Annotated in this window: 17 protein-coding genes; 7 read left to right on the forward strand and 10 right to left on the reverse strand. The window is 59.3% G+C overall.

Features of this window, described 5'->3' with window-relative positions:
* Positions 1-472: 472 nt before the first annotated feature.
* On the reverse strand, positions 473-1,417 hold the full coding sequence (locus BM062_RS06920; protein WP_092395125.1) for a methyltransferase domain-containing protein: 945 nt from the start codon (positions 1,415-1,417) through the stop codon (positions 473-475).
* Between the two features lie 169 nt (positions 1,418-1,586).
* Between BM062_RS06920 and BM062_RS06925 the strand changes: the two genes are divergently transcribed.
* The 3 genes from BM062_RS06925 (at position 1,587) to BM062_RS06935 (ending at position 3,435) form a co-directional block, all read left to right on the forward strand.
* Complete coding sequence (locus tag BM062_RS06925) at positions 1,587-2,285, forward strand: ComF family protein (protein WP_254784973.1); 699 nt, start codon at positions 1,587-1,589, stop codon at positions 2,283-2,285.
* A 53-nt stretch (positions 2,286-2,338) separates the two neighbouring features.
* The gene (gene trmL / locus BM062_RS06930) at positions 2,339-2,821 is read left to right on the forward strand and encodes a tRNA (uridine(34)/cytosine(34)/5-carboxymethylaminomethyluridine(34)-2'-O)-methyltransferase TrmL (protein WP_092395128.1); all 483 of its coding nucleotides are present in this window, start codon (positions 2,339-2,341) and stop codon (positions 2,819-2,821) included.
* A gap of 137 nt (positions 2,822-2,958) precedes the next feature.
* Positions 2,959-3,435, forward strand: coding sequence for a copper chaperone PCu(A)C (locus BM062_RS06935; RefSeq protein ID WP_092395131.1), 477 nt, complete (start codon positions 2,959-2,961; stop codon positions 3,433-3,435).
* Between the two features lie 112 nt (positions 3,436-3,547).
* On the opposite strand, the gene rfaE2 is transcribed toward BM062_RS06935, so the two are convergent.
* The 4 genes from rfaE2 to BM062_RS06955 all read right to left on the reverse strand — a co-directional run bounded on the left by rfaE2 (position 3,548) and on the right by BM062_RS06955 (position 7,232).
* Complete coding sequence (gene rfaE2 / locus BM062_RS06940) at positions 3,548-4,027, reverse strand: D-glycero-beta-D-manno-heptose 1-phosphate adenylyltransferase (RefSeq protein WP_092395134.1); 480 nt, start codon at positions 4,025-4,027, stop codon at positions 3,548-3,550.
* Between the two features lie 89 nt (positions 4,028-4,116).
* Positions 4,117-4,974, reverse strand: coding sequence for a ferritin family protein (locus tag BM062_RS06945; RefSeq protein ID WP_092395137.1), 858 nt, complete (start codon positions 4,972-4,974; stop codon positions 4,117-4,119).
* Between the two features lie 218 nt (positions 4,975-5,192).
* Positions 5,193-5,873, reverse strand: a complete 681-nt coding sequence (locus BM062_RS06950) for a PhaM family polyhydroxyalkanoate granule multifunctional regulatory protein (RefSeq protein WP_371326556.1) — start codon at positions 5,871-5,873, stop codon at positions 5,193-5,195.
* A gap of 36 nt (positions 5,874-5,909) precedes the next feature.
* Positions 5,910-7,232, reverse strand: coding sequence for a branched-chain amino acid ABC transporter substrate-binding protein (locus BM062_RS06955; RefSeq protein ID WP_092395143.1), 1,323 nt, complete (start codon positions 7,230-7,232; stop codon positions 5,910-5,912).
* Positions 7,233-7,404: 172 nt separating this feature from the next.
* Between BM062_RS06955 and BM062_RS25885 the strand changes: the two genes are divergently transcribed.
* The 3 genes from BM062_RS25885 to queC are packed head-to-tail and all read left to right on the forward strand — an operon-like array spanning position 7,405 to position 10,062.
* Complete coding sequence (locus tag BM062_RS25885; protein WP_305763965.1) at positions 7,405-8,478, forward strand: DUF3108 domain-containing protein; 1,074 nt, start codon at positions 7,405-7,407, stop codon at positions 8,476-8,478.
* A 57-nt stretch (positions 8,479-8,535) separates the two neighbouring features.
* On the forward strand, positions 8,536-9,297 hold the full coding sequence (locus BM062_RS06965; protein ID WP_092395149.1) for a DUF3108 domain-containing protein: 762 nt from the start codon (positions 8,536-8,538) through the stop codon (positions 9,295-9,297).
* A gap of 54 nt (positions 9,298-9,351) precedes the next feature.
* The gene (gene queC / locus BM062_RS06970) at positions 9,352-10,062 is read left to right on the forward strand and encodes a 7-cyano-7-deazaguanine synthase QueC (RefSeq protein WP_092395152.1); all 711 of its coding nucleotides are present in this window, start codon (positions 9,352-9,354) and stop codon (positions 10,060-10,062) included.
* A 75-nt stretch (positions 10,063-10,137) separates the two neighbouring features.
* Here queC and BM062_RS06975 read toward each other — a convergent pair whose 3' ends face one another.
* Together BM062_RS06975 and phhA are read right to left on the reverse strand one after the other, a co-directional pair.
* Positions 10,138-13,779: an indolepyruvate ferredoxin oxidoreductase family protein gene (locus BM062_RS06975; protein WP_092395155.1), complete on the reverse strand. Its 3,642-nt coding sequence runs from the start codon at positions 13,777-13,779 to the stop codon at positions 10,138-10,140.
* Between the two features lie 363 nt (positions 13,780-14,142).
* Positions 14,143-15,036: a phenylalanine 4-monooxygenase gene (phhA, locus tag BM062_RS06980; protein WP_092395158.1), complete on the reverse strand. Its 894-nt coding sequence runs from the start codon at positions 15,034-15,036 to the stop codon at positions 14,143-14,145.
* 143 nt (positions 15,037-15,179) lie between these two features.
* Here phhA and BM062_RS06985 point away from each other — a divergent pair, with 143 nt between their 5' ends.
* Positions 15,180-15,698, forward strand: coding sequence for an Lrp/AsnC family transcriptional regulator (locus BM062_RS06985; RefSeq protein WP_092395160.1), 519 nt, complete (start codon positions 15,180-15,182; stop codon positions 15,696-15,698).
* A gap of 126 nt (positions 15,699-15,824) precedes the next feature.
* On the opposite strand, the gene BM062_RS06990 is transcribed toward BM062_RS06985, so the two are convergent.
* From BM062_RS06990 to BM062_RS07000, 3 genes are read right to left on the reverse strand one after another with little or no spacing between them, the layout of a single operon-like run.
* Complete coding sequence (locus tag BM062_RS06990) at positions 15,825-16,535, reverse strand: GNAT family N-acetyltransferase (protein ID WP_092395163.1); 711 nt, start codon at positions 16,533-16,535, stop codon at positions 15,825-15,827.
* A gap of 23 nt (positions 16,536-16,558) precedes the next feature.
* Positions 16,559-17,839, reverse strand: coding sequence for a multifunctional CCA addition/repair protein (locus BM062_RS06995; protein WP_092395166.1), 1,281 nt, complete (start codon positions 17,837-17,839; stop codon positions 16,559-16,561).
* 18 nt (positions 17,840-17,857) lie between these two features.
* Positions 17,858-18,553, reverse strand: a complete 696-nt coding sequence (locus tag BM062_RS07000) for a glutathione S-transferase family protein (RefSeq protein ID WP_092395168.1) — start codon at positions 18,551-18,553, stop codon at positions 17,858-17,860.
* Between the last annotated feature and the right edge of the window lie 14 nt (positions 18,554-18,567).

Below are 18,567 nucleotides of genomic sequence, written 5' to 3' on the forward strand. Positions count from 1 at the left end.
CTCTGCTATCGCTCACTCAAAATACTGACAGGCCACTTCTTCTCAGAAGCGCCTATTTTCTTCTTTTGTGAACATTTAATGTTTTAAGTTATACGCTCCTGATTTACATCAGCAGCGCTGCACTTCCATCAAACGCCCACACTTATCGACTGTTAATTGTTAAAGAACCTTCTACTTCGCGCCACCAGAACCCTGGTTCGCGTCGCCGTCAAATCGTTTTGTTTGTCAGCAGCAGAGAGATGAGATTATGTGGCGTTTCCAGCTTTTCGTCAACTACTTTTTTACTACTCACCGAAAAACTTCTTAACACCTACAACACCCGCAAACCCCACTTTCCCCTCTCAAACTCCGCTCACAAAACAGCCCTAACTTCTCTTCGGCCATCTCGTTCATTTCGCGTCGTTCTCAACGGGAGGCGAACTATAGCAACCCTCCTTCTTCCCCGCAAGCCCTTTGTTAAATATATTTTCATTTACCTGTTTTTACCCAGGTTCCATTGCACGATCGACTCGCCGCCACTGGTGGTTTTGGGTACTGGCCGGAACGCATGGCCGTAGACGATTTCAAAAGTGAGCGGCAATTTGCCGTCCGGCCGGCGCCCTGCTTCCAGCGCGGCCTTGATACGGGCCCCGGCGGCGCGCCCCAACAAACCGCGGCCTCGCGTCGCCAGCGGATTGCCGCCCCAGGCGCGGACATCGGCCAGCAATTTCTCCACTGTGTCATAAGTAACCGTGATGCTTTCCATGTCCATGACCGGCGTCGAGAAACCGGCATTGACCAGCATGTCGCCAAAATCATGCATGTCGACGAAAGGCAGTACGTGCGCACCGTCATCGACGCCGGCAAAAGCATTACGCAATTCTTTGAATGTGTCGGGGCCGAAGCAGGAGAACATCAGCAAGCCATCCACCCGCAATACGCGGCGCCATTCGGCGAACACCCGGTCTGGCTGCGGATGCCAGTGCAGGGCCAGGTTGGACCAGACCAGGTCGACCGTGTTTGGCGCCAGCGGCAGCTGCGCAAAATCGCCGCACACAAGGTCGGACGCCAGTTCATCGCTGTTGCCGGTAAACGGCAGCCACTTCTTTAACAGGCGATTGACCGACAGCTGCGCCGTCTGGCGCTGCTCTTTTGCCATCGATAGCATGGCGGCAGACGCATCCAGTCCGATAATGGCGGCTTCGCTGAAGCGCTGCTGCAACGTATATATATCCGGGCCGGCGCCGCAACCGGCATCCAGCACGCGCTGCGGGGCAAGTTTCACCAGGGCAAGACGCTCATGCATGCGGCTTGAAATTTCACGGCGCATGAATTCGGATTCGCGCACCAGCGCAGGCTGGGCAAACAGCCGGCGTACCCGGCGCAGGTCGATCGGCGCACTTTGACTGGCTTCAAAAGGAGGGAGTGAGGTAGACATCGGAATCCGGCAGGTGAGATGAAATGCGATAATCGCCAGTAGTTTACACGCTTGATAGCCTGTAGGCTGAGCGTACCGACATCCATCCGACCAGAACGGGATCCGCCCAGTGTTATTTCCCCAATTACGCCATTGGCCGCGACAGCAACTAGCCCGCATCCTGGCGGCCATGCCGTCCTGCTGCGCGCTATGCGGGCGCAACGGCAAGCGCATCATTTGCGATGGCTGCAGCGGGCGCTATTTTTCCGGCGGCCAGCCGCGCTGTAACCAATGCGCAAATCCGCTGCCCCGGTACGATGGCCATGGCCCGGCGTTATGCGGCAATTGCCTGAAACAGCCGCGCGCCTTCGACGCCACCATCGCAGCCTGCGACTATAGCGCGCCGGCGGACCAACTGGTCCTGGCGCTGAAATTCGGCGGCCGACTGGCGCTGGCGCCCGTATTTGCACACATGTTGTGCGACGCCAGCCGCATCAGCGATCATCAGGGCCTGCCGGCGGATTTGCCGGATATCATGACGGCCGTGCCGCTCAGCGCCCAGCGCCTGCAGCAGCGCGGTTTCAACCAGGCGCTGGAAATAGCCAAACCCCTGGCGCGCCTGCTTGGGCTAGGCTTGCAGCACGGCTTGCTGTTGCGGCAACGCGATACCTTGCCGCAGTCGCTGGCGCCGGACCTGGAACAAAGGCGCCGCAACCTGCGCCAGGCGTTTATCGTGCCGCCGGCCGCCATCGCGCAGATACGCGGCCGCCACATAGGCGTAGTCGATGATGTCATGACTACCGGCGAAACACTGCATGCGCTGGCGCAAACGCTACGCCGGCATGGCGCCCGCCGCATTACCAATTTTGTTTTTGCAAGGACGCCATGACCATTCTTGCGATCCATTGATTACCATTGATTACATACGTTAGGAGAATCACGTTGTTCCACGTCGTACTGGTTGAACCGGAAATACCGCCGAATACCGGCAACATCATCCGCCTGTGCGCCAACACCGGTGCGCAATTGCATCTGATTGAACCACTTGGCTTTCCCCTGGATGACAGCAAGATGCGCAGGGCCGGCCTGGATTATCACGATTACGCCACCATGCAGGTGCATGCCGGCTGGGATGCCTTCGTAACCAGCATGCGCGCCGCCGGCGCCTACGATCCTAGCCGCATGTTCGCCATGACCACCCACGGCTCGACGCCGTTTGCCGATCTCAGCTTCCAGCCAGGCGATGTCTTTGTATTCGGCTCGGAAACGCGCGGGCTGGACCCGGCATTGCGCGAATCATTTGCCCCCTCGCAGCGCATCCGCCTGCCGATGCGGCCCGATAACCGCAGCCTGAACCTGTCCAATACCGTGGCGGTCGTGGTGTATGAGGCATGGCGCCAGAACGGCTATAGCGGCGGAGCCTGAATCGATTTCACTTGGTAAAGAGACAACCGCGCTGCGATTGTTATAATCCATCATCTTGCAAATAAGCATGATGTTTCCAGTCACTGCATTTTCTTCGATTTGCCGTTGGTATTTCCCAAATTAATCAGAGGTCCATCATGTCTTTACGTTCCGTTTCCCTGCTTTTCTGCGCCCTCGCCCTCGGCGTCTCCGCCCATGCGCATGAATACGAACTCGGCAGCCTGCACATCGGCCATCCCTATGCACGCGCCACGGTGCCAGGCCAGCCAAGCGGCGGCGCCTTCCTGAGTATCGAAAACAAGGGCAAGGAGGCGGACAAATTGATAGGCGTCAGCTCACCGGCCGCCAAAAGCGCCGAGATCCACACCATGGCGATGGATGGCAATGTCATGAAAATGCGTGAAGTCGGCGAGATTGCACTACCGCCGGCGAGCACCGTCGACATGACGCCGGGCCACGGCTATCACATCATGCTGATGGGCCTGGCGCAGCCGTTGAAGGCTGGCGACAAATTCCCGCTGACGCTGACCTTCCAAAAAGCCGGCAAAGTTGAAGTATCGGTATACGTCACCGACCTGAGCGGCAAGGCAGCCGACGCGCCGCACCAGCACTGAAGACAAACGATGTACGCATAAAAAAACCCCAAAAGTTGCTATCCAACTTTTGGGGTTCAGTTCAAATCCGCGCTTTTTTTCACTTTGCCGACACCGACCTGACGATTGACCGTCAGGAACCTTGCCGCACCTTGTCCAGCAGCTTGCTGGTCGAGCGGTCATGCGCAAATGGGATCGCCACCACCTGCCCGCCATATGCCAGCACCGCCTGTCCCTCTGGAATGGCGTCCATCTGGTAATCGCCGCCTTTGACATATACCCCGGGCCGCGCTTCCTGCACGACTTCCAAGGCAGTATCTTCATCAAATTCAACCACCAGGCTGACGGCTTCCAGCGCTGCCAATACGGCCATGCGGTCGGCACAGGCATTGATCGGCCGGTCGTCGCCCTTGCCCAGGCGCTTGACCGAGGCGTCGGTATTCACCGCCACCACCAGTGCAGCGCCCTGCTCGCGCGCCTGCGCCAGGTATGTGACATGGCCACGGTGCAGGATATCGAATACGCCGTTGGTCAGCACCACCGGCTGCGGCAAGGCGGCCACACGGGATGTCAATTCAGCGCGGGTGCAAAGCTTGGTTTCAAATTTAGGCATGGCGAATATGAAAAAGCCGCAACAGCTGCGGCTTGGAATCAAACAGGTTGTCTGCGGTCGCGGCGGCGCCAAAGCCTGCCGCCGTCACATCAGGCTGCCGGAGCAGGCGTCAAGGCAGCAAGGCGGGCCACGACTTCCTTGCGATAGCGGTTCAGTTCCTGCACCGTATCGAAAGTGCGTTCAAACAGCAAAGACATATTGTGCAGGATGCGGTCGACCACCTTCTTTTCCCACACGCCGTCGAACTTGATCTGATCGTCCAGCCAGCGCTCCAGCCACTCCGGGTCCGGCAGGCGGCTCTGCACCGTGTCGTTCGGGAACAGCGACTGGTTCACGTGCAGGTTGGTCGGGTGCAGCGGTTTTTCGGTACGGCGGGCCGACGCCATCAACACGCCGATCTTGGCGAAAGCGGCAGAAGCGCTGTCGCCCACTTCAGACAAAGCCTTCTTCATGTAACGCAGGTAAGCGCCGCCATGGCGCGCTTCGTCCTGGCTGATGATCTTGTAGATCTGCTTGATGACAGGCTCGGTGTGCCAGTCGGAGGCGCAACGGTACCAGTGGTTGAGGCGGATCTCGCCGCAGAAATGCATCATCAGGGTTTCCAGCGGCGGCGCCGGATCGAATTCGAAACGCACTTTGTCCAGCTCGGCTTCGGTAGGCACCAGTTCAGGGCGGAAACGGCGCAGGTATTCCATCAGCACAAGGGAATGCTTCTGCTCTTCAAAAAACCAGACCGACATGAAAGCGCAAAAATCGCTGTCGCCGTGGTTATCGCGCAAGAACATCTCGGTTGCAGGCAGCGCCGACCATTCCGTAATCGCATTCATACGAATAGTTTGAGCTTGTTCGTCGGACAGCTGGGTGGCGTCAAACTTGTCCCATGGAATATCGGTCTCCATGTTCCAACGGACTTGTTCCAGCGATTTAAACAGTTCTGGATACAGCATACATACCTTAAGCAAGTGAGTTAACTGCTCGATTTTACCAAGAATTTGTTACAAGACCGTTTATAAACCGGCTGACGGCCGAGTTTTTCCTGAAAATCCTGCTCAAATCACAACAAAGTCAAGGTATCACTTAGAGTTTTCCATCCAAGCACCGGTCTTTAATCATCGCACGTATCCGACGCGAGTCAAGCTATCCAAAAACCAGGCTTGTCATTACATTATCTCGAAACAACCTTGGCCTTGCCTGAGCGCGGGACTGCCTTGTCGCCGGCAGCCGTACCGTTTTTCTTGCCGGCTGGCTTGGATGCCGCATTGCTTGCTTTGCTGCGCGGCTTGGCTGCCGGCTTCGCCTCGGTTTTAGCCGGCATGGCCATTTTTTCCGCGGCGGCTACGCTATTGACGGCTTGCTTGAACTGGTTCTGCAGCAAATCCCACCAGGCGTTGGAATTGCCCAGCGCAGGTTCCGGCATGCCGCTTGCCGCCGGCGGGCTTTCGGCTTCAGCCGCCGGCGCAGCTTGCGCTGGCGGAGCAACTGGTTCCTGCACCGGGTTCATGAATGAAAACGGAAAACCTGCCGCAGCCGCCCATGCGCTTGGACCGGGTTCGGCATCGCCGCTGTCTTGCCGATCCGCGCTGGCCTGATTGACTGCCGCCATTGCCTGCAGCGCGGAAATGGTCCCGCTCTGCACTTCAAGCGCCTGTATCGTGGTGCGCAACATGTTCAGGTTGAGATTCAGCCACGACTCCACGGCTTTCAGGTCGCCGATCTTCTTGTTGATTTCTTCCACCGACAAGGTAGGAACAACCATGCCCGGCACGCCCATGCCGCCCCACATTTTCTTGATGAATTCGAGACTATCCTGCATTGCGTCGGCTCCTGGAATACTAGAACGGCTCATCACTTATCTCCTTCAGAGATCATTTATCTACAACAGCTATCGACTTGCACCCGGGGTCGAAGCCTCATCCTGCGGACGCCGCATCTGGCAAGTACTGGGCGTCGCCGTTGCCGCCGGCGCCAGGTAACGTTCGGTCTTGAAGCCGTAGCCGCTGCCTTCATTATCAAACCGGATACCGCCGTCGGCAAGCCTTTGCATCACGGCCACGTACAAGGGTTGTATCAGCTGATGATCGCTGGCGCGCATGCTGGCTTCATGGAATCGGCTCTTGTACTGCGCTCCTTCCAGGGCTCGCGCCACGGCGATCGCGTCAGTGGTCCGGGCTTTTTCGATGGCGGTTGCCAGCATGTCGATCATGACATCCATACGCAAAAACAGATAGTCATCTTTTGGCTGCGGATAACGCTGCCGGAAACTGCGGTAAAACGCATCGCTGGCGGCATTGCCATCGACCGCGTTGGGGTGCCATTCCGCCACAGCGCGCACCGTGCCCACGCCGGCATCGCCGATGGCTGCCGGCGCTCCCAGGCTATTGGCATAGAAAGTGTAGAACTTGAGATGCAGCCCCGCCTCTTTCGCAGCTTTCACCAGCAAGGTCAGGTCGTTGCCCCAGTTGCCGGTGATAACCGTATCGGCGCCGCTGGCGCGGATCTTGGCAATATAGGGCGCAAAATCCTTGACCTTGCCGATCGGGTGCAACTCATCGCCGACTATCCTGATATCCGGCCGCGCAGCCTGCAGCTGCCGGCGCGCAGCCTTGGCGACCTGCTGGCCGAAACTGTAGTCCTGGCCGATCAGGTAAACGCTTTTTGCCTTGCTGTCGGTTTTGATGACATCCACCAGCGCCTGCATGCGCATGTCGGCATTGGCGTCAAAACGAAAATGCCAGAAGCTGCATTTTTCGCCGGTCAAGACCGGATCGACCGCCGAGTAGTTCAGGAACAGCACCCGATTATCCGGGCTGCGGAGGTTATGCTTGTTGATCGCATCTACCAGCGCGCCGGCAACCGCGGAGCTGTTGCCCTCCAGCACGAACGGGATTTTCTGGTCGGTCAGTTGCTTCAGCTGCAATAACGCGTCCTCCACGCCTTGCTTGCTGTCAAACACGGTCAGGCTCAACAAATGTTTGCCATCTGGCAAGCGCACGCCGCCTCGCGCATTCACCTGCTCCACCGCAAACCGGATATTGCGCTCTACCGCTTCGCCCGCATTGGCGAAAGGCCCCGACATGCCTTCGATCATGCCAAGCCGGATCGGCGGCAAGCCGGCCGGCGCGGCGGATGCGGCCGGCGCCTGGGCGCCCGTGGCCAGCGCGAATGCCAGGGCGACGCTGGCAGCATGGGGGAAACGGTAAGGCATCGGCGATCATTCTTGTTTGATGTAAATACAATATTTTACGTGGTTTATCGCCCGCCTCACTGTTGCCAAGCTTAATCCCGGCGGATACGTTTACACTATGCGGATGTCGTCTTCTTCTGCACCATCCACAACGCCGAGTTATCCCTTTGCCAGCCGTAGCCGCTGGCTATGGGTGCTATTGCTCACCTTGTTGCTGCACATACTCCTGATCGCCTGGGGCAACCGCCAATTCGGCGTGCCGGTGCCGGTCACCCGCCCCGAACCCGTGGTCATGGCCAACCTGACGCCTTTGCCTGCAGTCGAAAAACCGGTGCTGTTGCCCCAGGAGCCGAAGCCGAAGCCCAGCACCAAGCCAGCCCCCAAGGCAGCGCCAAAACCGCGGCCGGCCCCCGAACCGGCAGTGGAAGTGCCGGACACGCCCATCAGGGAAACCGTGACGCCGATCGTCAGCGCCGAGCCGGCCGCTCCGGCATCAACCGATCCGGCGGTTGGCACGGCTGCGGCCAGCGCCACCACTCCGCCGGCAACCGAACCAGTGGCGCAAGCCGAGGCGGCGCCCGCGGCCGGCAAGCACTACCAGACCAGTCCACCGCCGTCGGCAGAGCTGAAATACAATGTAGAAGCCTTGCAGAAGGGCCAGAATTATCACGGCAGCGGCAAAATCACCTGGCAAACCGATGGCGGGGGCTACACCATCAACGGCGAGGCCGGCGCCCTGTTCATTACCGTCCTTGATTTCAAAAGCGAAGGCGAAATCAACGGTTTTGGCATAGCGCCGGTGACTTATACGCAAAAACGCTTCCGCAAACCTGCTACCCAGACCATTTTTCATCGTGAACTGAACAATATCATTTTTTCATCGTCGCAGAACAGCTATCCACGCAGCGGCGGCGAACAGGACCGCGCCAGCGTGGTCTGGCAACTGGCCAGCATCGGCCGCGGCGACAGCGCGCAATTCGCTGCAGGTGCGGTGATCGACATATTCGTTGCCGGTCCGGTGGATGCGGAAACCTGGCGCATGCAGATCATCGGCCAGGAAAAGATTACGGTCGGCGGCGACGATTTCGACGCCTGGCATGTAATTCGCATTCCACAGGCGGGCTCGCATGAGCAACGCCTGGATATCTGGCTGGCGCCGCAACAGGAATGGTATCCGGTCAAACTGCGCTTTACCGAAACCAACGGCGACTATCTGGACATGTCGCTGTCCAAGATGAAACGGCTGGATACGGCATCGGCAAATTGATCTGCCTGAGGCATCGGATCAAGTATTTTGAAAACGGCATCATTTTTTTGGAAAACCATGAAACCATCCTTACTCCGCCTATCCCTGGCCACCGCACTGTGCTGCAGCATGCTGACAGCTTCCGCAGCGGCCACCGATCACTCGGCGAGCAAGTACAAGATAGACCTGCCGCCGTCGGCTGACCTGACTTACGCGATCCAGGCCAAGCAGAGCGGCATTACGCTGGGCGGCGAAGGCAGCGTCAAATGGCAGGTGGACGACAAGCGTTTCAGCGTCAAGTCGGAAACCCGCGCCATGCTGTTTGGAAAAATCCTCGAAGCTTCCAGCGAAGGCGCCATCGACAGCTTTGGCCTGGCGCCGACCCAATTCGTCAACAAGCGTTTTCGCAAGGAAGCGACCACCACCACCTTCCATCGCGATAGCGGCACCATCGGCTTTTCCGAATCCAGCGAGAGTTATCCGATAAAAGGCGGCGAACAGGATCGCACCAGCATCATCTGGCAACTGATTTCGGTGGCGCGGGCAGCGCCGCAGCAGTTCAAGCCAGGTTCCGACTGGACCTTCTTTGTAGCCGGCATGCGCGATGCAGAGCCGTGGACGTTCAAGGTCATCAGCACTGAAAAAATCAAGACGCCGCTGGGTGACCTGGATACAGTCCACATTTTCAAGGCGCCGCCGCCGGACGCCAAGGACCAGCAGCTGGACATCTGGCTGGCGCCGTCCCTGGAATGGTATCCGGTGCGCTTGCGGTTTACCGATCCGAACAAGGACTTTGTCGAACAAACCCTGCAGCAGGTCAACAACAAGGCCGGCAAATAAGCCTGAAACCAAGGCATGCAATCCCTACTTGAATCTCTTTGAACAGTAAATCACATGACTACACCAAACGGCGCCATCGTCCTGTTTAGCGGCGGCCAGGACTCCACTACTTGCCTGGCTTGGGCTTTGTCGCGCTATGAGCGGGTCGAGACGATCGGCTTCGACTACGGCCAGCGGCATGCGGTCGAACTGACCGTGCGCCCGGTCCTGCTGCAGAAAATCCGCGCCCAGTTTCCGCAATGGGCCGGCAAGCTGGGTGAAGACCACTTGATCGACCTGTCGCTGATTTCGAAAATTTCATCGACCGCGATGACCGAAGACGTTGAAATCGTGATGCAGGAAAACGGCCTGCCGAATACCTTCGTGCCAGGCCGCAACCTGCTGTTCATGACGGTAGCGGCCACGGTTGCCTATCGGCGCGGCTTGAATGTGCTGGTGGGCGGCATGTGCGAAACCGATTTTTCCGGCTATCCCGATTGCCGCGACGACACCATGAAAGCCTTGCAGGTGGCGCTGAACCTTGGCATGGCGACCCAGCTCAAGCTGGAAACGCCGTTGATGTGGATCGACAAGTCGGAGACCTGGAAACTGGCGCAGGATCTCGGCGGCGACACCCTGGTCGACCTGATCCGGGCCGATACCCATACCTGCTACCTGGGCCAGCGCGGCGCGCTGCATGACTGGGGTTATGGCTGCGGCACCTGCCCGGCTTGCGCCTTGCGTGCGCGGGGATATCAGCAATTCAGGCAAGCCGCCGGCGCCTGATCCATCCGCGCACCGGCGCACAAATAAAAACGGCCGACAGATATTCATCTGCCGGCCGTTTTTTATCGTGTTCGATCAAGCTGCGATCGAGCGCGACAACTCCGCCTTATGTTCCGGCGTGGGATGACCGAACTGATTGAGCAGCTGCGTTTCCTTGATGCGTGCTGCGGCCAGGTGCCGTTCCTTGACGTGGCCGTAACCGCGGATTTCCTCCGGGACGCTGGCGATTGCCACGGCAGCAGCCAGGTTATCTGCAGTCAATTGCGGCAACAAGGAAGCAACGATTTCCTTGTAGTGCACGATCAGGCCGCGCTCCTCCTTGCGCTCAGCCGTATACCCGAAAATATCCAGGGCGCCGCCGCGCAGGAATTTCAATTTGGCCAGCAGGCCAAAAGCACGCATCATCCACGGACCGAATTCCTGCTTGATCAGATGGCCGTGCACATCGTGCTTGGCCAGCAGCGGCGGCGCCAGGTGGAACTTGAGCTTGTAATCGCCTTCAAACATGCCGGCGATCTTGGCCTTGAAAGCACCGTCGGTATATAAACGCGCTACCTCGTATTCATCTTTGTAGGCCATCAGCTTGAACAGGTAGGTAGCAACCGCCAGGCTCAAGCGCTGTGCGCCACGTCCGCTTTCGGCGTGAGGCAGCTGCGCTTCGGCTGCCTGCACCTGCTCGACGAAGACGCGATACTGCTCCGCATATGCCGCATCCTGGTAAGACGTCAGGATAGCGACGCGACGCTTGACCAGTTCATCCAGGTTCGGTGCGCGCTTGAATTCAATCACCTGCGCCGGCGTATCGCTGAGGCGGGTACGTTTTTCCAGCCCAGCCAGGTCGCAAGCCGCGGTACGGCCCCAGACGAAGGCTTGCTTGTTGAAGGCGACCTGCAAGGCGTTCAATTCAATCGCCCGCATCAGCGATGCCTCTAGCAACGGCACCCAGCCTTTTTGCCATGCATAACCGAGCATGAACATGTTGGTGGCGATGGCGTCGCCCATCAAGGCGGTGGCAATGCGGCCGGCGTCGATGAATTCCACGCGGTCGCTGCCGCACGCTGCGCGTATATCCTGCTCTGCGGCGGCATCGGGGAACTGCCAGTCCGGATTCTTGACGAAAGCGGCGGTAGGCGTGCGGGTTGCATTGATCGCAGCGAAGGTGCGTCCCTCGCCCATGCGCGACAAGGCATCGCGGCTGGCGCTGACAATCGAGTCGCAGCCGATCACCAGGTCGGCATCGCCGGTGCCGACACGGGTCGAGTAGATATCGTCGGGATGATCGGCCAGCCGCACATGCGACATCACCGGCCCGCCCTTTTGCGCCAGGCCGCTCATGTCCAGCACCGAACAGCCTTTGCCTTCGACGTGGGCAGCCATGGCCAGGATCTGGCCGATGGTCACCACGCCGGTGCCGCCGATGCCGGTCACCAGGATGCCGAAAGGTTTTACCGTATTCGGCAGGACCGGCGACGGCAGGCTGGCCAGAGGGGCCGCAGCTGTCGCCGGCGTCGCGGCAATTTTGGCCGGCTTCTTCAAGCTGCCGCCTTCGACCGTGACGAAACTCGGGCAAAAACCGGTGACGCAGGAAAAGTCCTTGTTGCATGAAGACTGGTTGATCTGCCGCTTGCGGCCGAATTCGGTCTCCAGCGGTTCCACCGACAGGCAATTCGATTGCACGCTGCAATCGCCGCAGCCTTCGCATACCGCTTCATTGATCACGGCGCGTTTGGCCGGGTCCGGATATTCATTGCGTTTCCGGCGGCGGCGTTTTTCCGAAGCGCAGGTCTGGTCGTAAATCATCGCCGACGTGCCGCTGATCTCGCGCAGTTCACGCTGCACGGCGTCGAGTTCGCTGCGATGGCGGATGGTGACGCCTGGCGCCCAGTCGGTGCCGGCGGCGTATTTGTCCGGCTCGTCGGTCACCACGATAATCGGCGTCACGCCTTCGGCGGCGATCTGGCGCGAAATCATGGCTGGGTCGAGCGGGCCGTCGAAAGCCTGGCCGCCGGTCATGGCGACCGCATCGTTGAACAGGATCTTGTAGGTGATGTTGACCTTGGCTGCGACCGAGGCGCGGATCGCCAGCAGGCCGGAGTGGAAATAGGTGCCGTCGCCCAGGTTGGCGAAGACGTGTTTTTCAGATGTAAATGGCGCCTGGCCGACCCAGGTCACGCCTTCGCCTCCCATATGGGTAAACGTCGACGATTCCCGGTCCATCCACAACACCATGTAGTGGCAGCCGATACCTGCCAGGCCACGGCTGCCGTCCGGCAGCTTGGTAGAGGTATTGTGCGGGCAGCCGGAACAGAAATGCGGGATGCGGTCCTTGTTCGGATCGGGCTTGCTGCTGATGTTGAGCAGCGCTTCCTTGGCTTCCAGGTATGCTACCCGCTGCTGCACCCGCTGCGCCACCGGATGGCCGGCGAAGTACTTCGAAATACGTGTCGCAATCGCCCTGGCGATCTGCGCCGGATTCAATTCGTAGGTCGCCGGCAGCAGCCAATCGCCATGGCCTTCGCCGCTGCGGTTGCTCCATTCGCCGGTATCGTCGAACTTGCCGACTACGCGTGGCCGGACATCGTCGCGCCAGTTGTACAGTTCTTCCTTGACCTGGTATTCCAGGATCTGGCGTTTTTCTTCCACCACCAGGATTTCTTCCAGTCCTTGCGCAAATTCGCGCACGCCTTCCGCTTCCAGCGGCCAGGTCATGCCGATCTTGTACAGGCGGATGCCGATGTCGCGCGCCACGCTTTCATCGATGCCGAGGTCGGCCAGCGCCTGGCGCGTATCCAGGTAGGATTTGCCGGCGGTGATGATGCCGATCTTGGCAACCGGGCTGTCCCAGATGATCTGGTTGAGCTTGTTGACGCGCGCATAGGTCAGCGCGGCATACCATTTGTAGTTGTTCATCCGCGCTTCCTGTCCCAGCACGGTGTCCGGCAGGCGGATGTTCAAGCCGTCCGGCGGCAGTTCAAGATCGGCAGCGGTCGGCAGGACGATCTTGACGCGGTCCGGATCGAGATCGACCGAAGCGCCGGACTCAACCAGGTCGGTCACGCATTTCATCGATACCCACAGGCCGGTATAACGGCTCATGGCCCAGCCATGCATGCCGTAATCGAGGTATTCCTGCACCGAGGACGGGTACAGCACCGGGATGCCGCATGCTTTCAGGATATGTTCGCTTTGATGGGCGGTGGTTGAGGATTTTGCAGCATGGTCATCGCCGGCCAGCACCAGCACGCCGCCATGCTGGGAAGTGCCGGCCATGTTTGCATGCTTGAAGACGTCGCCGCAGCGGTCAACGCCGGGCCCTTTGCCGTACCACATGCCGAATACGCCGTCGTATTGGGCGCCCGGAAACAGGTTCACCTGCTGCGTGCCCCAGACACTGGTTGCTGCCAGGTCTTCGTTCATGCCGGGATGGAACTTGACGTGGTGCGCGTCGAGGTATTTTTTTGCCTTGGCGGCGGTCATGTCGACGCTGCCCAGCGGCGAACCGCGATAGCCGGTAACAAAGCCGGCGGTGTTCAAGCCTGCCAGGACATCGCGTTGCCGTTGCAGCATCGGCAAGCGGATGATGGCCTGTGTGCCCGTCATGAAAGCACGGCCACGCTCCAGCGTAAATTTGTCATCCAGGGAAATGCCGTCAGCTTCAGACGCTTGCGCCGATTGTGTAGGCAGCAAGGCTTGCGCCGATTTGAGTGGTGCGTTCATTCAGTCTCCGTGCCAAAAATTATGTTTTTGATTGCACTGCGTGGAGGTTATCCTACGCGGTAAAACGTCTTCGCCTTGTGGGCAAACCGTCCTGTTTTTTTACTGCTCATTGCGCTCGCACATTATCACAAGCGGGTACTTCTCTCAATGCACGCCGCAGCAAATAGCCCCGGAAAAACGGGCGTAACAACTGTAACAACTGGTAAATCAAATAGGAATGGGAATCAACTGGGCGTGTAATGGCACCTTGTCTGATATGGCTGAATACCTCCCCCAGGGCCAGTCATGTCGGGCATTCCTCCCTCTAGTGTTCCCATTATCACTAGTTTGCGGATTCTGCCCTCCCCGGCAGAATCCGCTTTTTTATTTCAGCGCCAGGTTTGCTTCGCCAGGCAACAAAGTGTTCGCCGGCAACGGTTCCAGCGCCTTCAGCCGCTGGTACATCGGCGTGAAATCCGGCGCGGTATCGTTGAACAGCTGCTGGAAATCGTCAATCACGAAATACGTTTCCTGATAGGAATCGATCTTGTACAAGGTCCGCATCACGCGTTCGACATCGAACGGCAGGCGCAGCGACGCCGGGCTGGTCAGGCAATGCTCGATTTCGCCGCCCGAGGACAGGATCCCGGCGCCGTACACGCGCAAGCCCTCGGGGCTCTGGATCAAGCCGAATTCGACGGTGTACCAGTACAGGCGCGCCAGCATCGACAGACCGTCCAGCTTCATCGCCTTCAGGGCGCCCTTGCCGTATTCCTGCAGGTGATCGGCAAAAATCGGGTTGAACAGCAGCGGCACATGGCCGAAAAAGTCATGGAATACATCCGGTTCGACAATGTAGTCGAACTCTTCAGGATTGCGCAGCCAGACCGTAACCGGGAAACGACGGTTGGCCAGGTGCTCGAAGAAAGTATGGTCAGGCACCAGGCCCGGCACCGCCACCAGGGTCCAGCCGGTAGCCTTGAACAGCAGGGCCGAACTGTCTTCAAAGCGCGGAATGCCGTCGCCGATGTTCAGCCTTTCCAGGCTTTCGATGAATACATCGCAAGCCCGTCCCGGAATCAGCTTGGCTTGCCGCTGGTACAGGCGGCGCCACAGCGTGTGCTGCTCCGGCGTGTAAGCATCCCAGTCCTGCTTGACGACGTATTGCGCATCGATCTTGCTGTAATCGCCGCGCAACGCCGCGCCGTCCGATTTTTCAGCGACCGTGGCAAAAAAATCGTCGGTATTGACGCCCGCACTCTTTACCTTTGCATCCATTTTCGTTTTCCTGAGCTAAACGCGCCGAGCGCTTGAATACCTACAGTATAGAGCTGAGTTGATGGCAGTTAATTGCAAAATTCGCCCTGTATAAAAAAATTTGCGCAATAATCATATGAAAATCATTCTCTTTAGGGTCATTTATGCCAACGATTGCAATGGATGCAACAGACCGTAAAATCCTGGCGATCTTGCAGGAGGACGGCCGCCTGAGCAACCAGGAAGTGGCCGAAAGGGTCAACCTGTCGCCGTCGCCATGCCTGCGCCGCATCAAGCAGCTGGAGCAGGCCGGCGTGATACGGCAATACGTGGCGCTGCTGGAGCCGGACAAGATCGGCCTGGGCCTGCTGGCCTACATCAATGTGCGCCTGGAAAAACATAGCGACCCGCAGTACCTGAGCGGCACCAAGGCCGCGGCGCAGCACCAGGCCATGTCGCCGCGCGCCTCTTTTTCAGCCGCAGTGGAACAATGGCCGGAAGTCGTTGTGTGCTACGCGATGACCGGCGAAATGGATTTCCTGCTGCGGGTGCATGTGGAAGACATGACCCATTTTTCGCGCTTCATGATGGAGACCCTGCTACGCCATCCGGCGGTGCTGGATGTCAAATCGAGCTTTGCCCTGCAGCGTATCAAGGACACCACTGCACTGCCCTTGCTTTGAAAGGACCTATGCGGGGCTACGGAAAGTGGTTACCAAATAGCGGTACATGAAGATTTCCTGAATGCGGATAAACAAGCGGAAATCATAGCGCAGAAGCGGTCCCGCGGTTTCTGCGGCGAGGCTGTTTCAATCGCGTTTGATGCCGGGCAAGCTGCCCAGCCATTTCAGCGCGGCGCGCAAGTTCGCCTTGAGTGTGTAATCGAGCGTCGCCACCTGTTCCTGGACGGCTTCCTGCAATACGCTGGCCGGGTTGGCCGGCGGCAGCTTCAGGTAGGCGTCGGCCTCGCCGTAGTCGCGATGGATGGCCATGCCGGCTTTTTTTGCGATGTGCATCATCACTTTGTTTGACGACAGGCAGTGCATGTACAAGGTATCGATATCGACATTGCGGCAACGGATGGCGGCCCGTTCGAACAAACGGCTGCCGACTCCCATGCCGCGCGCAGAAGCGGCGACCGAAACACCGAACTCGGCCACCCGCTCCTTGGTGGTGGAAGCGCTCACCGAGGGCATCGCTTCGCGCGGCGCAAACGCCAGGTGGCCGACGCCGAGCAAGCGCAATTTGCGGTCGTAGACGCCAAACACCGTATCGCGTGAAAAATCGATATTTTCAACATAGCGGCTGACCAGTTCGTCCGACAATACCGAACCGAAGCGCAACAGGCGATCGCCGCTATTCAACGCCAGGAAATGGCGCAGCAAACGCCAGCGAGCGCGGCGCGACAGTTCCTTGACGAATATTGTGGAGCGCGATGCCCTGGTTTTGTCCGCGCCGGCGCCGCCGGTTTTTCCCGGTACCTCGCTGGCGGAACCTGCCCTGGCATCTGTAGTGGTCATCCTGGCTCTCCTGTTGGATAAGCTTACTCCGGATCAGGGCCGCCCGGGTCAGGGCCGCCCAGGTCAGGGCCGCCCGGACGGGGCCGTTGTGCTTGCACTACCTGCTCAACCATTTCGACACGCGCCGAATGGATGGCGTCGGGTATCCGTTGCGGCTGTTGCTGGAACATGCCGGCGATCACCCCGGCATTGACCGACTGCACCGCCTTCAGGACGGCCTGCAGATAAGCGAATTGCGGAAACGGCTTGCCGGCGTAACCGGTCCTGCCGCGGTAATCGCATTCAGTGGCGCGCAGCATATCGATGAAGCGCTGCGGCTTGCGAAAGGCGTCGCAGCGCCCCAAAAGATTGACGATGGTGTTCGCGCGCAGCTCGAACGCGCGGCCGACATTGCCGTGCTCACGCGTCGTCATCAGCGCCAGGTCGCGCACCTCGCCCGGCACCTTGAGGCGCTGGCATACCCGTTCCACCAGCTCCACGCCAAGCCCCTCGTGACCGTGGTGGCTAGGCCAGCCGGTAGCCGGCGTCGCGCCTTTGCCGAGATCATGCGCCAGCGCGGCAAAACGCACCGGCAGCGCATAGTTTTCGCGGGCGGCGGTGTCCACCACCATCATCACGTGTACGCCGGTATCGATTTCCGGATGATATTTTTCCGGCTGCGGTATGCCCCACAGGACATCCAGTTCCGGCAGGATGCGCGCCAAGGCGCCGCATGCGCGCAAGACCTCGAACATGCGCGACGGCTGCATTTCCATCAAGCCGCGCGCCAACTCCTGCCAAACCCGCTCCGGCACCAGCGCATCGACTTCGCCGGCGGCCACCATGCGCTGCATCAGCACATTGGTTTCCGGCGCCACGGTGAAATCGGTAAAGCGCGCGGCAAACCTGGCCACGCGCAGGATGCGCACCGGGTCCTCGGCGAAAGCATCGGATACATGGCGGAATATCTTGTCCTGCAAATCCTGGCGGCCGTTGAATGGATCGGCTACCGTGCCGTCTTCGGCCCGTGCAATGGCGTTGATGGTCAGGTCGCGGCGCACCAGGTCCTGCTCCAGCGTGACGTCGGGATCGGTATGGAACACAAACCCCTTGTAGCCAGGTGCAGTCTTGCGCTCAGTGCGCGCCAGCGCATATTCCTCTTGCGTACTGGGATGCAGGAACACCGGGAAATCCTTGCCGACCGGGCGGAACCCCTGCGCCAGCATGTCTTCCGGCGTGGCGCCGACCACCACGTAGTCGCGGTCTTTCACCGGGAGTCCGAGCAACTCGTCGCGTACCGCGCCGCCGACTGCAAAAACTTTCATGGCTGTTATTGAATCCCGTTAATCCGGCAGTACTTCGGTTTCCGCCAGCGCTTCCAGCATCCAGCGCGCCACGGCAGGATGCGCTTGCACCCGGTCGGCGTAAGCCTGCAAGGCCGGCGCCAGCGAAACGCCGTAGCTGCGGAAGCGCATCACCACCGGGGCGAAATAGGCGTCGGCAATCGAGAAAGCGCCAAACAAGAATTGATGGTGGCCGAATTCGGACAGGCAGGTTTCCCAGATTTCGACTACCCGCGCAATATCGGCCTGGGCGCCGGCGGTACGGCCGTATCCGGGCTTGTGCGTGCGGATATCCATCGGCATGTCCGAGCGCAACGCCGCGAAGCCGGAATGCATTTCCGCGCATATCGAACGAGCGGTAGCGCGCGCCAGCATGTCTTGCGGCCACATGCCGAGGTCGGGAAACTGCTCGGCCAGGTATTCGCAGATCGCCAGCGAATCCCAGATCGGCGTCTCGCCCACCATCAGGATCGGCACCCGGCCGCTGGCCGAATAGCGGCCGATCTGGTTCGCGGTATCGGCCTGGCGCAGCAGGATCTTGAGCTCTTTGAACGGGATCCCGAAGGCGGTCATCGCCACCCATGGCCGCATTGACCATGAAGAATAATTCTTGTTGGCGATGATCAGCAGCAAGCCGTCCGCGCCGGCTTTTTGCAAAGCGGCGGAAAGGCTGGGATCAAGCTCGGTGGTTTGCATAGGCGGCTCCAGTC

Source organism: Collimonas sp. OK412 (assembly GCF_900112135.1).
In the GTDB taxonomy this organism is placed as follows: domain Bacteria; phylum Pseudomonadota; class Gammaproteobacteria; order Burkholderiales; family Burkholderiaceae_D; genus Collimonas; species Collimonas rhizosphaerae.

Excerpts from the sequence above, each read along its gene's own strand:
- BM062_RS06920 (WP_092395125.1), bottom strand. The coding sequence starts at position 1,417 with ATGTCTACCTCACTCCCTCCTTTTGAAGCCAGTCAAAGTGCGCCGATC.
- BM062_RS06925 (WP_254784973.1), top strand. The coding sequence starts at position 1,587 with ATGCCGTCCTGCTGCGCGCTATGCGGGCGCAACGGCAAGCGCATCATT.
- BM062_RS06935 (WP_092395131.1), top strand. The coding sequence starts at position 2,959 with ATGTCTTTACGTTCCGTTTCCCTGCTTTTCTGCGCCCTCGCCCTCGGC.
- rfaE2 (WP_092395134.1), bottom strand. The coding sequence starts at position 4,027 with ATGCCTAAATTTGAAACCAAGCTTTGCACCCGCGCTGAATTGACATCC.
- BM062_RS06945 (WP_092395137.1), bottom strand. The coding sequence starts at position 4,974 with ATGCTGTATCCAGAACTGTTTAAATCGCTGGAACAAGTCCGTTGGAAC.
- BM062_RS06950 (WP_371326556.1), bottom strand. The coding sequence starts at position 5,873 with ATGAGCCGTTCTAGTATTCCAGGAGCCGACGCAATGCAGGATAGTCTC.
- BM062_RS06955 (WP_092395143.1), bottom strand. The coding sequence starts at position 7,232 with ATGCCTTACCGTTTCCCCCATGCTGCCAGCGTCGCCCTGGCATTCGCG.
- BM062_RS06965 (WP_092395149.1), top strand. The coding sequence starts at position 8,536 with ATGAAACCATCCTTACTCCGCCTATCCCTGGCCACCGCACTGTGCTGC.
- queC (WP_092395152.1), top strand. The coding sequence starts at position 9,352 with ATGACTACACCAAACGGCGCCATCGTCCTGTTTAGCGGCGGCCAGGAC.
- BM062_RS06975 (WP_092395155.1), bottom strand. The coding sequence starts at position 13,779 with ATGAACGCACCACTCAAATCGGCGCAAGCCTTGCTGCCTACACAATCG.
- phhA (WP_092395158.1), bottom strand. The coding sequence starts at position 15,036 with ATGGATGCAAAGGTAAAGAGTGCGGGCGTCAATACCGACGATTTTTTT.
- BM062_RS06985 (WP_092395160.1), top strand. The coding sequence starts at position 15,180 with ATGCCAACGATTGCAATGGATGCAACAGACCGTAAAATCCTGGCGATC.
- BM062_RS06990 (WP_092395163.1), bottom strand. The coding sequence starts at position 16,535 with ATGACCACTACAGATGCCAGGGCAGGTTCCGCCAGCGAGGTACCGGGA.
- BM062_RS06995 (WP_092395166.1), bottom strand. The coding sequence starts at position 17,839 with ATGAAAGTTTTTGCAGTCGGCGGCGCGGTACGCGACGAGTTGCTCGGA.
- BM062_RS07000 (WP_092395168.1), bottom strand. The coding sequence starts at position 18,553 with ATGCAAACCACCGAGCTTGATCCCAGCCTTTCCGCCGCTTTGCAAAAA.